The sequence below is a fragment of the Bacillus sp. FSL R10-2780 genome (genome assembly GCF_038006125.1).
Taxonomy (GTDB): Bacteria; Bacillota; Bacilli; order Bacillales; family Bacillaceae_G; genus Bacillus_A; species Bacillus_A cereus_U.
On sequence record NZ_JBBOUQ010000001.1, the window covers coordinates 1,459,822 to 1,473,709 of the forward strand.

A 13,888-nucleotide genomic window follows, 5' to 3' on the forward strand; every position below is an offset into this window, starting at 1 on the left:
TATGAAATAAATAAAAATAATGTAACATGTAGCAAATCATATATGTAGCTAAAAATGATAAATCAATCAGTGGGAAATTTATTAGTAATAAAAACACTTTAATCAATTTTAAATTTTTGTTTTAAATATATTGTTACGTAAAATTTTTTTGTGTTTGTAAATAGAACGACTCATGAATTTTAAGTTCGGATTTGCTATGAACGGATTAAATATAAATTAAGTGATAAAAACGTAAAAAAGCATTTAAGTTCGATTTAGTATAAATCTCATTAAAAATCTCCCTTTCATCTCATTAAGTATAGTTTACTTGGTTTTTGATACAGAGAAACACTTACTCTATACAACTTTGTATAATATATATTATGTTAACTAGAAAAGAGTAATAAACTTATCATATGTTAATTATGATTGTTAGGCTCCCCTTTTTAATTGGGTTAATAATCTGTTATAGATTGTGTGGTTATTTGTTATTTTAAGTTGTTCACGTTGTGTTATTGATAAGAATGTTTCCGTGTATAATTTATATTTTAGTTAATAAAAAACGCAATTCTTTTAAAGTGAACGAATTGCGTTGATATGATTAAGAATAAGTTTTTTTAAATTAGTTTGCTACAGCGATTGCTTCGATTTCGATTAATAATTTATCGTTAATCAATTTGTTAACTTCTACAGCTGAACTTGCTGGTGGATTGTTTGTGTTGATGTATTGATCTCGAATATCTCTAACAATGGCCATTTGAGAAATATCCGTCAAGAAAAATATTAATTTTACTACATCATTAAAATTTAATTCTGAAGCTTCTAATGCTACTTTAATATTTTCAAATACTTGGCGCGTTTGTGTACCTAAATCTCCATTCCCGACTATATGACCATCAGCATTAATTGCTACTTGCCCAGATATGTAAATTGTTCGTGTAGCGTTACTAACTTCGACTACATGTGAGTAACCTAAAGTTGCTGGCAAAGTTTTCGGATTGATAAATTTCTTTTGCAATGTACTTCTCTCCTTTTAATATCGTATTTTCTTTATATATTAATTCTAATTATTTTCTGAACTATTATCTGTTCACAAATGATCTATTTTGTTGTATTCACTTATTTTCCATTGTTCTTGATGGTAATAGATGCTACTGATACAAGCAGTAAAAAGTTTTGTTTTTCCTGAGCCTATTTCATTATTGGATATAAGAGCAAGAATTGTGTTTATGACGGCGCTATGAGTAACTAAAATAACTTTACTATTTGGGTGTTGTTTCTGGATTATATTCAAACCGGTTATAATTCTTGTTTTTAGAAATCTTCTTGGTTCTTGATTTATATAATTACGATTTGGAAACATTTGCGTTCGCTCTTCTGTCGTTAATCCTGGAGCCATACCATAATCGCGTTCTATAAAATTCTCCATTTCAATAAGGTTTACTGGTATTAACATGTATGTATTTATGATTTCAGCTGTTTGCTTTGCTCTTGATAAAGGACTAGAAATAATAATGTCCCATTGTTTTTCACGTAAATATAGACCGCATTTTTCAGCTTGTTGTTTACCCTGTTTATTTAGCTTAATGTTCTCGCGACCTTGGAGCTTTCCAATAGCATTCCACTCCGTTTCCCCGTGCCTAACTAAGCATATAACAGCCATACACGTATCCTCCTGCTACAATGTGAAGTTAAATTCTACATACAGTTTAAAGAGTTATATATGTTTGATTCCCTCGAGAGCTGCTTTTAATTACGTCTTGTTTTATTAATTCATCAGTTACTTTTGTATAGAAAAAGTGATACCACCATATAAAAAATTCTTCATAGGTTATTTCCATTGAGTATCTGCTGCTTACGTAATATTCTTTAAGAGGTTGATCATTTTCCTTTAACAATAAGATTAATTCTTCACTAATTGTGTTAGCGATTTCGCTAAGAATAGATAAGTCGGTTGTTTTAAAAACTGGAATAATAGGCTGTGCATTTTGATTTAAGCCTAGTTTTTCGTAAAATACATTTAAATTTAAGTCTATTTGACTATCTACTGCTACAAAATTTTTTACTAATTGCTTTTTCGCGTAATTAATATCAGTAATAGCATCGTGAAAATGTTCTTCAAGTATTTCCTTATTCGCTGTTATTAAATTTAAGGTTGAATATCGCGTGTTTCCATAAAGGCCAATTTGAACTTCTCCTAAATCAAAATACGTATTACCATACATCCCGAATGCCCCTATGTCTGTTTGTGCCTGTTCTTGGATCGCATAATAATATCTTTTCTCATTTCTCAAAGGTCGTTCCGTTTCTAAATAGTTTTCTTCAATATTATCTATTTGTCCAAAATCTAGTAACACACCACTATAAAGTAATAGACTATACGATTCTTTAGGTAAATGATTAAATGTTTCAATTCTTTTAGAAATAATATCAATTTGATTAGAATATTTCTCAATCATTTTAAGTGTAGGCTTAATTAGAGGTTTACATAGGTTATACAATTTATCCTCTTCATAAGCTGTTATAACCATACACGTCGGATAGTAGCCTTCTCCTGTCCTTTTCAATAAGCCTTCTAATTCTAATAAATAAATGTGCTTTTCAAATTCTTCATTAGTCCAATTTAGTACTGTTTTTATAGTATTTGATTCAATTCTAAGATGAAGCATAACAAGTAAATATTGAAGATTTGTTTCACTTATTTTTATAGTTGGAGAATTATCTCCAGATGAAATCATTTTAGTCTCATAAGCTGTTTGCAGTATTTTCTCTGGGGTATTATTAGCAAGCATCATTACAGCCCTTCTTTTTAAATAAGTTAATTGTAAAATCTATGTATTTACTATGTTCTATAAATAAAAATAAGTACCCTTTAATAATCTCAAATTAAAAACCTTAGTATGCTCCTTTTGCATAATTAGTTACCTACCTGCTTCTATAACGTATAACGAAACGTACGTTCTTTGTTGTGTATGAGAAAGAATTTACTTAAACAAAACAATTTACAAATACATAATATTAGTTTTAGCTGCTGCTAAATGAATTCTATTCTTATTAAATGGGGTGTTTCACCTAGTAAAATTAGTGAGCATAATTGGTGGGATGAAATTACGTTTGATAATATTAAATTAGTTTGTACACCTGCAAGGCATTTTTCTGGACGAAGTATGACAGATAGAGATAGTTCGTTATGGTGTTCATGGGTTATCCTTGGTCAAGAAACGAAAGTCTTCTTTAGTGGTGATAGTGGATATGCTCCGCACTTTAAGGAAATTGGTAATAAATACGGTCCATTCGATCTTACTTTAATGGAATGCGGGCAATACGATACGAGATGGTCTGCAATTCATATGTTGCCAGAAGAAACAGTACAAGCTCATATTGACGTTAAAGGAGAATTGCTTGTTCCTATTCATTGGGGTGCTTTTACATTATCATTACATGAATGGAGTGATCCAATTGAGCGAGTTACGAAAGAAGCAAATCGTTTAGGGGTTAATATTGCAACGCCGCAAATAGGTGAATCTATTACGTTGAAAGCTAAAGATTATCCTACTTCAGATTGGTGGCGAGAAGTATAATCATAACAAAAAGCGAACTATATTAAATAGGTTCGCTTTTTGTTAATTCACTTATTTTGGAGTTCTCTTATATCTACTGGAATTGCATTTTTCATCTTTTCTTTAGTCCAATATTCTGTAGAGTCTTCTAGATGGTTTAAATCTTGAATAGTTAATGGGATATTTGGAGCTTTTTTAAATTGAGTAAGAGTATCTTTTTTACTAGATGCTGCAAAAGCTAAATAAATAATTGAGGATAATATAATAATCATACTAGTGGTATATATCCAAAATAAAAGCTTTTCTTTTTTCGTGAATTCCTCCTTCTTATATATTCCCCACTTAAAACAAATATTTACTATAAAGTATTCTTTATAAACTTCTCAAACTTCCCATGTGATGTTTCAATTTGATTTTGTTCAACATCTATATTTGTTTCTTCTTTTATTTCACGAATTGCATTTTCTAACGGTGTTCCTCCTTTTTCTATCTTCCCTCCTACACCGTTCCATAATCCTTTTACAGGATCATATTCTCTATTTAGCATAAGTAGTTCTTCATTTCTTTTTATAAAACATAAAGTGTGCTTGTACATAATTTAATTCCTTACTTTGTTCTTAATAAGTTCTAACAGGTGATATTAAATATATTGCTGCAGATTGTTCACCTGCTTCAATTAATATCGGTCTCATGGAACCACCAAAACTTAAAGTAACTCTATCTTCTTTTATTGCTTTTAAAGTATCGACCATATATCGTCCATCGAAAGATATATTTAATTGCTTTTCACCGTGAATAGCATCTATTTGTTGTGTCTCGGATATTTTACCAATCTGAGAAGCGTTAGAAGAGATTTGTATTGTGGATTCGTCAATGATTTCTAAGTTAACGTTGTTGTTTGCCCATTCACTAGCTAATAAACTTGACCGATCTACACCTTGTAAAATCTGTTTTCTATCTATATTAATAACCGTTTGGGATTCATTTGGAATTAGGCCGGATATATTAGGATATTTCCCTTCAATAAGCCTTGAATACAATGTAATTGTACCGAATTTAAAGATAATTTGACTCTCTGAAAGATATATGTATACTAAATTTGAATTACTGTTCATTAATTTTAGTAATTCACTAATAGTGGAACTTGGTACAACGCAATTCAATTTCGCATGTGAAGAAATGGTTATTTCACGTAAAGCCAGTCTGTGCGAATCAGTAGCAGCACAAATTAATTTGTTATGATCAATAACGAAATGTACGCCAGTAAGAACGGGTCTAGATTCATTTTTAGCAGCTGCAAAGACAGTTTGTTTAAAGATTTCAATCAACTGTTCCGTTTCTACTTGTATTTCTGCATGTTCGTCTATAAATGGTACATTTGGAAAGTCGTTCGCCGAGAGTCCATTCAAGTTTAAAGTAATTTCATCAGATTGAATTGTAATCATTTGCTTATTCATGCTTTTTATTACTGTATCACTTGGCATTTTCTTAATAATTTCAATGAAATATTTTGCAGGTACAACAATACTTCCGGCTTTAAAGATAGTTGCAATTTGTTCGTCTTCAATTGAAATAGGTATGAATTTTTCAATGAAAATATTCGAATTACTTGCGATTAAAGTAATTCCAAATTGATCTGCTGTTATTTTAATTCCGGATAATATAGGAATTAAAGTTTTTGCTGAGATAGCTTTACTTACTTCTGAAAGAGCTTGTGTAAAGTGTTTGTGATTAACGATAAACTCCATTTTTCCCCCGCCTTAAATGAAATACTATCTTTATGAAGATTGATGAATAATAGTTCCATTAAAAATATAAGGAACTGTTTCTTTCTTTTGTAAAAGGCTTTTTAAGTGTTCTGGTATACGTAAATAAGGTTCTGCTGAATCCAATTCCATCCAGGTAATCTCTTCAATCTCTTTTGGCCGTGATATACAGATTTCCCCTCCGATTATTTCTCCTAAAAAATTAAAGAAGATTGCATGATGTCCTCTCTCCTCAAAAAAGGCTTCACTAATGGAACAAACCCCTTTTACGGATATATCTAGCCCTGTTTCTTCTTTCACTTCACGAATTGCTGCCTCTTCTAACGTTTCACCGAATTTAACTGCTCCACCTGGTAAAGTGTAATAAGAACCATTTTTCCCTTTGTTTTTAACCATTAATAGCTTTTCATGAGTTTCATCATATAGAAGCGCGTATGTAACATTTACTTTTTTCATATGTAACCCCTTTTAATGATAAGAATTTTCTGTCTTCGTTTCATTCTATCATTAAATTGTTTTTATTCACAAAAGGAAATGAATTTCTATTCATAAACTCACAAAACATAAACTTACAAAAGAAAAAGAACGTGCTTTGAAAAAATTAATCAAAATACGCCCTCTATATGTTAAAATAATCGATTCGTTTAAAGAATATCAAACAATAGCAACTATAAATTCAATTCAGTACGTTTTTTACAACCTTTTTTCTAAATAGTAATGATTATGTCCTTTAGGATGATCTTCACTTACCCCTATCACTTTATACCCATGCTTCTTATAAAAATTAGGGGCTTGGAAACTAAAAGTATCTAATTTGATTAGCCTACATTCTTTTTTAATTGCAAATTCTTCAATAAGATTCATTAAATTGCTTCCGTAACCTTCGTGCCTGTATTCTTCAGAAACCCATAGGAAGTCAACATGTACATGGTGCCAAAATGTGATTGCCGTTATCCCTCCTACTATTTCTTCTTTTTCATTTTTCACTATAAAACTAATCTTTTCTGAAGGTGTTTTTTCTTCATTTGAAAGTTGTTTTTGGTTATATTCAATTACTTTTTCTCTTATGTAATCACTATCTTCTTGTACCCATTGCTTTACTATTTGCATTTTAACTATCACGCCCCTTTACATTATTTATTCAATTTAATAATCGGAATGTCCTATCTTCTTTAATGTTAGATTATGAAATGAGTACAAGGATAAAATTAGATTTTTTGAATGTCATCCATTATTTATACATTTTTTTGTAAAGCAAAAGAGCCCTAGTATAAGGACTCTTTCTTAGCATTAAGCTATTTTTCGATTTAACGATTTGATTTCCTTCTCCTTTTCTGCATTTGGAGGGCGGATTACTATAGAGATAACGAAAGATATAACACATAGAACACCGATTGTAATGAAGGTTGGTTGAAATCCACCAAGTAGTGCCCCAATGAATGATCCTGCAAGTGCACCAAATCCGAAACCTTGGTAAACAATCCCGTAGTTTGTACTATGGTTTTTTAATCCGAAGAAGTCTCCCACAATTGCTGGGAAGATGGTGATGTTACCACCAAAGCAAAAGGCAACACTTGCTACACAAGCAAAATAAATCCCGTAATTTAGTGGAATGAAACTTAAAGTGAAGACGGACAATCCAATAATAATAAATGTAGCAGAGACGATTTTTAATCGACCTATTTTATCTGATAACGTTCCAAGAATAATTCTACCTATTGTATTAAAGATTGCAATCATTGCGACGGCATTAGCGGCAGTCGCTGCACTAAGACCAACGAGCTGCACCCCAATGTCTTTTACCATACCGATTAAATATAAACCACCCATACAGGAAGTAAATAGCATGAAAAACAAGAAATATACTTGTTTAGTTCGCATCATTTCACGCGGAGTATAGTCATTGTGTAATGTTTCAGTTGCGGTGTTACTTACAATTGCTTCACGTAAGAAGAACGATCCGATTAATACTAAAAGTAAGACGATAATACCCCAATATAAAAATGCTTGTGATACACCAAGACTATCGATAAGATTTCCGTTTACATATCTAAAAATTAAGCTACCCATTCCATATGCTGAAACAGATATACCAGAAATAAGCCCTTTACGGTTTGGAAACCATTTAATTAAATTAGATAGTGATGTAATATATGCTGTTCCATCAGCATATCCAACGACAACACCGGCTAATAAATAAAGTAATGGTAATGAGGAAACTTGTGAACTAAGTATTAAACCGAGTCCTAAAACAATTCCAGCTGTAGCGATCAGTTTACGAAGTCCAAATTTTTGTTGTAGCTTTCCTGCAAATAGAGTTGAGAATGATAAAGAAAAACTCGTAATTGAGAAAGTGATCGCGACTGAATTGAGGTTCCATCCAAACTTACTTACAAGGGGTTGATTAAATAAACTCCATGTGTAAATTGTTCCTAGGCCAATTTGAACAATGATTGTACCTAGAACAATTAACAACGGATTTATAGATGTTTGTTTCATACTAACTGTCCCCTTCTTTTATCATGACATGAATTTTCACAGTTAGTATATCCATGATAAATTGCAAGATACTGTACGGAAAATGGAAATTAAGTTAGCTTACACAAAAAGACACTTCGTCAAGAAGTGTCTTTTTGTAGGTTATATACAGCATTTAAAGAAAGCTTTGTTAAGATAAGACATTTTCGAATGCTTATGTACATATGTTATCAAATAATTTGCTGAAAGTGATGAGACTTAAGACGTATTTTTCTTTCATAAATAAGTCGGAGAGAAAATTAATATTCAATTTCCTCGAAGTCTTTCGGTTGCGGAACAGTTTGCATATTAGCTGCATCTTTCGGATCGCTATAAATCGCGTTTTGTTCTGTGTTTACATCCTTTATATTTTTCTTTTTATTTTTATTCACTTCATTTTTCATTAAAGTTCACTCCTTTTTGTTATAGGAGTAGTTATGCCCTAACCACATTATTTTTACTGCTGCTAAATGTATCAGCGACTAAATTGCTAAATTCACGTAAATAATATAAATAATTATCTCCACCATAGTTGTATCTTTTATTGTACATTTTAGCAACGACAACATTATATTCTGGAATGACTAATATCGTTGGTCCTGTAATTCCTAATATTTGATAAGAACCTTTCGGAACTCGCTCACCAAGTTCACTAAATAAAGCAGGTACATTTTGAACGAGCCAAAACAACCCGTTTTGAGGTAGTTCTTTATTTGTATACTCTGGACTTTGTAAGCTCGTAGCAAGTGCTATAACTTCTTTTGGCACAATTTGTTTACCATTTAAAAACCCGTTATTTAAATGCAGGTTCCCCCAGTATGCAAATTCTCTCGCAGAGACAAACAAATTTTTCTCGGAGCCGTCATCTACTGCACCAACACTATTTATGGCATCTTCATTTGGATTTACAACAATCTTAACTAAATTATCATCTTGCTTTATTCTCCATCCAGTTTCTTTGAAATCAGCAGGTATGAATACACGCTCCTTTAATAGTTCAGGAAAACTCTTATTATACAGCTGATAAATAAGCTGCGTCACCATTCTTACATTAATATCTCTGTACCCCCAAGCTTGTCCCGGCTCAAACTCACGAAAAACTGTCCCATCATCGGTTTCATTTAAACCGTGTGAATGAGTTACTAAATGTCTTATCGTTGTCTTACCGAGTAATGAAGGATCATGTTTTTCAAAATAATTTACTGCCTCGTCATCAAGTGATTTTATTTTCCCCTCATAAACCGCATAAGCTACCATTAATCCTAAATAGCTTTTTCTTGCGGAAGCGACATTGAACTGTGAAGATATGGTTACTTTTTTACTAGTAGGAGTATTTGAATGCGTTCCACTATAATGCTCGAGCACAATCTTATTATCTTTAATAATACAAAGTGCTGCCGCAGAACTTTGATTAGTCTCTTTAATGTTTTCTACCCATGAAATTAATTTTTCATATTTGTACAAATAAATATCCCCCTAAAACATATAAAAATGACAGCATGAAAGAAAAGTTTCAATACATTATAACTTTGCATCTGCACTTTTCTTTCATGTGAAATATTATAGATCAATAATACTTAAATAACCCACCAGTTCCAGCAATTAGAACAGCTGAAACAACCAACGCAGCCTACACAACCTACACAACCGCCGCAACGTCCGCCGCCACAACCACCACAGCGACCACCACAACCGCCACAACGTCCGCCGCCACCGCATCCGCCACAACGACGTGCATCGTCTTGAATGTAGTAATATGGATATTGATTTTGTTGCTGATCCCAATAAACAACATTACCAGGTTGATAAGCATTAAGGTTTAATGCTTGTAGTTCTTGTTGAAAATCATTCATTATGAAACCCTCCATTTATAAATGTAAATTCCGTCCATATCTTTAAGTTTATTTACTTTTAAAAATAAAGTAGAAATAAGGCTATAGACTAAATGCGTACATCAACAAAATATGACTTTACACTAGGTGATGTACCTTGTTTATGAGCCTATTTTCTTTATATTCTTTTAGTGGACGTAATTAATATAAATAAAGACAATTAAAAGTTACTAATCCAGCAAGTTAATAGTTCATCACTTAATTTTCTTTCTAGTAATTCTTTTACGGAAGGTGTCGGCATTATTGTATAGGAGTTTATATTTTCTTTATTAAAATCAATCCAGTGAAATGCTAAATGGGACTCTTTAGATATTGGAGTAAAATCTGATTTTAACTCATTTGAATCTATTTCAAAAATGTGGTTAATTTCATGGTGAAGGGTTTCTTTGGCTTGCCATTGATTTTCTATGACGCCTAAAAATTGTTTTATACTGCAAGTTACTCCAAGTTCTTCTCGCAACTCTCTTAGTAGTGCATTCTCTGCGGATTCCCCAATCTCAACATGGCCACCGGGTAAAAAATAGTGATGTCCTATGTATTCAGCAACTAGTAATTTTTCATCTTTTATCATGATAGCTCGTACAATATGATGGAATTTACTTTTCATTTTGTATTCCTCCTAATCATTCACTTTATACTTGCTCGAAAATTGTCATTTAAAAGCGAGATAATATAAATCATAGGTGTTTCATATGGATGAACATTATTAATAACTGCAAGAGAACATTTTACATGTTTTCGTTTACAATTTAATTAAAACTAATAATTTTGATAAATAATTCTAAAAAAGAGTATGTTTATGAAAAAAATTATCAAAACATACTCTTAATATTTTTAGTTGATTCATTCTTTTACAAAAGATAATCCCCATATTCTATGAGGCCTCACAGTCGAAGCCGCTAGCTAAAGAATGCAATCTATTCTCAATTTCAAATTTACCTGTCTGTACAAATTTTAAACTCTTAGAGAACCACGAAAACCTCTTGCGGCATAGTAAGATTCTGCTCCATTGTGATAAACAAAGACATGCCCAAAGCGATAATCGCAAAAAATGGCACCGCCAAGTTCTCTAATATCAGAAGGTGTTTGCACCCAACTCGATGCCTTCAAATCGAAATTCCCAAGATTTTGCAACGCCCGATATTCGTCTTCCGTTAATAGTTCAATGCCCATGGCAGTTGCCATATCAATAGCGTTATTTTCTGGTTTATGTTTCTTTCTTGATTCTAGCGCTTCAAGGTCATAACAAACACTTCTACGACCTTTAGGACTTTCTGCTGAAAAATCATAAAAAATGTATTCGCCTTTTTCTTTATCAAAATCAACAACATCAGGTTCGCCACCAGTTCTTTCCATTTCATTGAGTGACCACAATTTTTCAGTATTAGCATCCAGCTTTTCTTGAACATTAGTCCATTCTAGGTCGTTATGGCGGTTCATATGATTCTCAAAACGATCTTTCAATGTTTGTAGTAATTCTTCACGTTGCTCTAGTGACAACTCCTTTTTATTACTTTCTTTCATATTAGTTCCTCCCATGATGTTTTTATTAATGATAGTTTAAGTATATATAAATACTGTTTTATAATAAAATGTTTAAATAATTGTGTGAATTCTGCTTGCAATAATTTATATGACTTAGTAACACCACTTCTCCGCAATTTGGATCTAAAACAGAACAACTTATTGTTTCTAAGCAGTTTCTTAATCGATCTTTCAATTCTAGATGTTCTTTTCTTTTTCACCATAAATACAAGATATAACTCTATTCAAAACAGTACATCTTTATTTCAACAACAATAAGCGATATATTTCCTCACCGTCGTATACATTTCCTAATGGTTTAAAACCATAATATTTATATAGTTTTTTTGCAGAAATATTATCTTTATGGACAGTTAATCTAATTTCCTCACACTCTTTAAAGTTATTTTTTATTAAGTTAATGATTTCCTTTAATGCTGCTTTTCCATATCCTTTTCCTTGCTCTTTTTCATCAACGATAAATCCGTTAATCCAATACATATCTGTTGATTCTCGTACATAAGCGTGCATAATAAAACCAACTATAAGGTCGCCATCATATATAGCGAATGGAACATATTCGACATTTTCACCATCTGGTTTTATGTATACTTTAGCAAGTGATACTGCCACTGCCGGAACAAATTGCATTTGATTTTCTTTAACTTGTAATTTCAATGCGTCTTCCCAATTTTCTCTCGTAACAATTTTTAATTGGACGTTCACTATTTTAAGCTCCTTTAAAAAGAGAATTTATCTTTTATATTCAACGGAGTGAAATGATTCCCTTTTTCGACATCACCTTATAGCATTATTTTTATAAAGTCTCGAATAAATTCTTTTTCATCTAATTCTAATGCTATTTATTATAGATATTTTCCGCTCTCGATTTGTTTATAATTATCTTTTTTAAATGTTAAATGAGTAATTATTACCCCTAATATAGTAATTACCCCTCCAACTATCGAAACAAAAGTTGGCACCTCACCTAACCATATCCAAGCAATATGTACGTTTATCGTATGGATATGCTTCGCCTGAACAATTTACTCAAGGTATTTATATATTAAGTCGAACTAACAATGTTATTCAACTTTTCTCCTATACTGCAATACTATAAAAATAAAAAGGAGGAATTATTATGAGCATTTTCAATATTCTTTTGACCATTCACATATTATTTGGAACCATATGTTTAATTACGGGAATTGTAGCTATGCTTGCTCAAAAAAAGAAAGGGAAACATACGGAATGGGGCGAAATATATCATGCATCCTATGTTGTAATAACTCTTACTGCAATTATATTGTCTATTATAAATTGGGATAAAATCGCATATTTATTTTATGTAGCAATTTTCTCTTATTCATTTGCGATTTATGGATATCTTGCAGGAAAAAAGCGTTGGAAAAATTGGATTCATCACCATATTAGAGGTATGTTAGGCTCCTATATCGGTGCCGTTACCGCACTTTTAGTAAACGTCGGAATTCATATTCCCATTATTAATTTACTGCCGCCTATATGGTTTTGGTTTTTACCGACGTTAATCGGTATTCCTCTCGTAGCCAGTGTATCAAAAAAATATAAAAAACAAATGAAAAATTAATTGTATTTTGGTTACTTTCTAATTTTTTTTGATATTCTATGTAGTGAATTGAATATTTTGTTTTTGCACTAAGGACATGGAATGGAAGAAAAATAAAAGGAATCCAAACTTTTGGATTCCTTTTATTTCTGTTTCTTTAAGGCATAAGTGTATCCAAACGATCTGGATAATTAGTAAACATCCCGTCGACGCCCCAAGAAATTAACTTTTTCATATCTTTTTCATTATCTACTGTAAATGGATGAACTTCTAATCCATAATTCTTTATTTTTTTTACGTAGGCTGCATCAATATATTTGTAATTCATACCAAGACCTATGCAGTATGTTTTATACTTTTCTATTTCTGATTCTGTTAATTGAACTGCTTTTTTATATGATAATAATTGTACTAGCGGTATATTGGCATTTAAATTATGAATCTTTCGCAGACTTTCTTCACTAAATGATTGAATAATAACTTTATCATTTATTTGGTAGTGATTAATAATTTCTAATAGTTTTTCTTCCATTCTAGGATATTCATCTGGCGATTTTGTTTCGATATAATAGTTAGCATTATGTCCAAACGTTTCAATAATTTCTTCTAGTGTTGGAACTTTAGCACCTTCAAATTCTTCCTTTGCTAAATTGGAATTCTTTTTATTGAAAAAAGATCCTGCATTTAGTTTCTTTATTTCTTCTAATGTATGTTCTTTAACTAATCCCATACCGTTTGTTGTACGGTTTAATGTTTCATCATGCATAGCTATTAAATGTCCATCTTTTGTCATTTGGAGATCTATTTCTATATAGTCACCTTTTAATTGTTGTCCTAATGTATAAGCCACTATTGTATGTTCTGGTGCATATGCAGAAGCACCTCTATGCGCAATGTTTTTTATATAATTTGATTGATTAGTAGCTTTTATATAATTATGTTCATTTACTTGTTGAAAAACAAAGATGCTTATTACTGTGAAGAAACAAATGATTGTAATTATAGATGTTTTTTTCATAACGGTATGTTAACTCCTATATTTAAAACAATTTGACTTGGATG

16 protein-coding genes and 3 pseudogenes are annotated in these 13,888 nt (G+C 31.4%); 2 read left to right on the forward strand and 17 right to left on the reverse strand.

Features of this window, described 5'->3' with window-relative positions; translation table 11 throughout:
• Nucleotides 1-601: 601 nt before the first annotated feature.
• From NSQ47_RS07535 to NSQ47_RS07545, 3 genes are all read right to left on the reverse strand, one after another.
• Nucleotides 602-997, reverse strand: coding sequence for a RidA family protein (locus tag NSQ47_RS07535; protein ID WP_341036503.1), 396 nt, complete (start codon nucleotides 995-997; stop codon nucleotides 602-604).
• Nucleotides 998-1,069: 72 nt separating this feature from the next.
• On the reverse strand, nucleotides 1,070-1,642 hold the full coding sequence (locus NSQ47_RS07540) for a histidine phosphatase family protein (protein WP_341036505.1): 573 nt from the start codon (nucleotides 1,640-1,642) through the stop codon (nucleotides 1,070-1,072).
• A gap of 46 nt (nucleotides 1,643-1,688) precedes the next feature.
• Nucleotides 1,689-2,771 (reverse strand): hypothetical protein, encoded by a 1,083-nt coding sequence (locus NSQ47_RS07545; RefSeq protein WP_341038218.1) that lies wholly within the window; start codon nucleotides 2,769-2,771, stop codon nucleotides 1,689-1,691.
• Between the two features lie 258 nt (nucleotides 2,772-3,029).
• On the opposite strand from NSQ47_RS07545, the pseudogene NSQ47_RS07550 reads away from it, so the two are divergent.
• A pseudogene (locus NSQ47_RS07550) lies at nucleotides 3,030-3,560 on the forward strand (MBL fold metallo-hydrolase); the annotation flags it as partial.
• 47 nt (nucleotides 3,561-3,607) lie between these two features.
• Here NSQ47_RS07550 and NSQ47_RS07555 read toward each other — a convergent pair.
• The 13 genes and pseudogenes from NSQ47_RS07555 to NSQ47_RS07615 all read right to left on the reverse strand — a co-directional run.
• Nucleotides 3,608-3,811 (reverse strand): hypothetical protein, encoded by a 204-nt coding sequence (locus NSQ47_RS07555; protein ID WP_078182359.1) that lies wholly within the window; start codon nucleotides 3,809-3,811, stop codon nucleotides 3,608-3,610.
• A 131-nt stretch (nucleotides 3,812-3,942) separates the two neighbouring features.
• Nucleotides 3,943-4,134: pseudogene (locus NSQ47_RS07560) on the reverse strand (NUDIX domain-containing protein); the annotation flags it as partial.
• A gap of 22 nt (nucleotides 4,135-4,156) precedes the next feature.
• Nucleotides 4,157-5,287: a DNA polymerase III subunit beta gene (gene dnaN, locus NSQ47_RS07565; protein WP_341036508.1), complete on the reverse strand. Its 1,131-nt coding sequence runs from the start codon at nucleotides 5,285-5,287 to the stop codon at nucleotides 4,157-4,159.
• Nucleotides 5,288-5,317: 30 nt separating this feature from the next.
• Complete coding sequence (locus NSQ47_RS07570) at nucleotides 5,318-5,761, reverse strand: NUDIX hydrolase (protein ID WP_002147574.1); 444 nt, start codon at nucleotides 5,759-5,761, stop codon at nucleotides 5,318-5,320.
• Nucleotides 5,762-5,998: 237 nt separating this feature from the next.
• On the reverse strand, nucleotides 5,999-6,415 hold the full coding sequence (locus tag NSQ47_RS07575; RefSeq protein WP_016104977.1) for a GNAT family N-acetyltransferase: 417 nt from the start codon (nucleotides 6,413-6,415) through the stop codon (nucleotides 5,999-6,001).
• Nucleotides 6,416-6,595: 180 nt separating this feature from the next.
• Nucleotides 6,596-7,804, reverse strand: coding sequence for an L-lactate MFS transporter (locus NSQ47_RS07580; RefSeq protein ID WP_002161621.1), 1,209 nt, complete (start codon nucleotides 7,802-7,804; stop codon nucleotides 6,596-6,598).
• Nucleotides 7,805-8,082: 278 nt separating this feature from the next.
• Nucleotides 8,083-8,226, reverse strand: a complete 144-nt coding sequence (locus NSQ47_RS07585; protein WP_215558553.1) for a hypothetical protein — start codon at nucleotides 8,224-8,226, stop codon at nucleotides 8,083-8,085.
• 31 nt (nucleotides 8,227-8,257) lie between these two features.
• Nucleotides 8,258-9,286 (reverse strand): serine hydrolase domain-containing protein, encoded by a 1,029-nt coding sequence (locus tag NSQ47_RS07590; protein WP_341036512.1) that lies wholly within the window; start codon nucleotides 9,284-9,286, stop codon nucleotides 8,258-8,260.
• Between the two features lie 113 nt (nucleotides 9,287-9,399).
• Nucleotides 9,400-9,675: a heterocycloanthracin/sonorensin family bacteriocin gene (locus NSQ47_RS07595; protein ID WP_002161619.1), complete on the reverse strand. Its 276-nt coding sequence runs from the start codon at nucleotides 9,673-9,675 to the stop codon at nucleotides 9,400-9,402.
• Nucleotides 9,676-9,874: 199 nt separating this feature from the next.
• Nucleotides 9,875-10,321 carry an NUDIX domain-containing protein gene (locus NSQ47_RS07600; RefSeq protein WP_283750234.1) on the reverse strand — a complete coding sequence of 149 codons (447 nt, stop codon included), beginning with the start codon at nucleotides 10,319-10,321 and terminating at the stop codon, nucleotides 9,875-9,877.
• A 347-nt stretch (nucleotides 10,322-10,668) separates the two neighbouring features.
• Nucleotides 10,669-11,238 (reverse strand): DUF4256 domain-containing protein, encoded by a 570-nt coding sequence (locus NSQ47_RS07605; RefSeq protein ID WP_341036519.1) that lies wholly within the window; start codon nucleotides 11,236-11,238, stop codon nucleotides 10,669-10,671.
• Nucleotides 11,239-11,499: 261 nt separating this feature from the next.
• Nucleotides 11,500-11,964 (reverse strand): GNAT family N-acetyltransferase, encoded by a 465-nt coding sequence (locus tag NSQ47_RS07610; RefSeq protein WP_002161616.1) that lies wholly within the window; start codon nucleotides 11,962-11,964, stop codon nucleotides 11,500-11,502.
• 140 nt (nucleotides 11,965-12,104) lie between these two features.
• A pseudogene (locus NSQ47_RS07615) lies at nucleotides 12,105-12,245 on the reverse strand (EamA family transporter); the annotation flags it as partial.
• Between the two features lie 134 nt (nucleotides 12,246-12,379).
• Between NSQ47_RS07615 and NSQ47_RS07620 the strand changes: the two are divergent.
• Nucleotides 12,380-12,847 carry a DUF2306 domain-containing protein gene (locus tag NSQ47_RS07620; protein ID WP_016104982.1) on the forward strand — a complete coding sequence of 156 codons (468 nt, stop codon included), beginning with the start codon at nucleotides 12,380-12,382 and terminating at the stop codon, nucleotides 12,845-12,847.
• A gap of 136 nt (nucleotides 12,848-12,983) precedes the next feature.
• Here NSQ47_RS07620 and NSQ47_RS07625 read toward each other — a convergent pair whose 3' ends face one another.
• The gene (locus NSQ47_RS07625; protein ID WP_016104983.1) at nucleotides 12,984-13,844 is read right to left on the reverse strand and encodes a glycerophosphodiester phosphodiesterase; all 861 of its coding nucleotides are present in this window, start codon (nucleotides 13,842-13,844) and stop codon (nucleotides 12,984-12,986) included.
• Between the last annotated feature and the right edge of the window lie 44 nt (nucleotides 13,845-13,888).

Bases quoted from the DNA above. Each gene is read 5' to 3' on its own strand.
- NSQ47_RS07625 (WP_016104983.1), bottom strand. From the start codon at position 13,844: ATGAAAAAAACATCTATAATTACAATCATTTGTTTCTTCACAGTAATA.
- NSQ47_RS07545 (WP_341038218.1), bottom strand. From the start codon at position 2,771: ATGCTTGCTAATAATACCCCAGAGAAAATACTGCAAACAGCTTATGAG.
- NSQ47_RS07540 (WP_341036505.1), bottom strand. From the start codon at position 1,642: ATGGCTGTTATATGCTTAGTTAGGCACGGGGAAACGGAGTGGAATGCT.
- NSQ47_RS07575 (WP_016104977.1), bottom strand. From the start codon at position 6,415: ATGCAAATAGTAAAGCAATGGGTACAAGAAGATAGTGATTACATAAGA.
- NSQ47_RS07555 (WP_078182359.1), bottom strand. From the start codon at position 3,811: ATGATTATTATATTATCCTCAATTATTTATTTAGCTTTTGCAGCATCT.
- dnaN (WP_341036508.1), bottom strand. From the start codon at position 5,287: ATGGAGTTTATCGTTAATCACAAACACTTTACACAAGCTCTTTCAGAA.
- NSQ47_RS07620 (WP_016104982.1), top strand. From the start codon at position 12,380: ATGAGCATTTTCAATATTCTTTTGACCATTCACATATTATTTGGAACC.
- NSQ47_RS07580 (WP_002161621.1), bottom strand. From the start codon at position 7,804: ATGAAACAAACATCTATAAATCCGTTGTTAATTGTTCTAGGTACAATC.
- NSQ47_RS07605 (WP_341036519.1), bottom strand. From the start codon at position 11,238: ATGAAAGAAAGTAATAAAAAGGAGTTGTCACTAGAGCAACGTGAAGAA.
- NSQ47_RS07600 (WP_283750234.1), bottom strand. From the start codon at position 10,321: ATGAAAAGTAAATTCCATCATATTGTACGAGCTATCATGATAAAAGAT.
- NSQ47_RS07570 (WP_002147574.1), bottom strand. From the start codon at position 5,761: ATGAAAAAAGTAAATGTTACATACGCGCTTCTATATGATGAAACTCAT.
- NSQ47_RS07585 (WP_215558553.1), bottom strand. From the start codon at position 8,226: ATGAAAAATGAAGTGAATAAAAATAAAAAGAAAAATATAAAGGATGTA.
- NSQ47_RS07595 (WP_002161619.1), bottom strand. From the start codon at position 9,675: ATGAATGATTTTCAACAAGAACTACAAGCATTAAACCTTAATGCTTAT.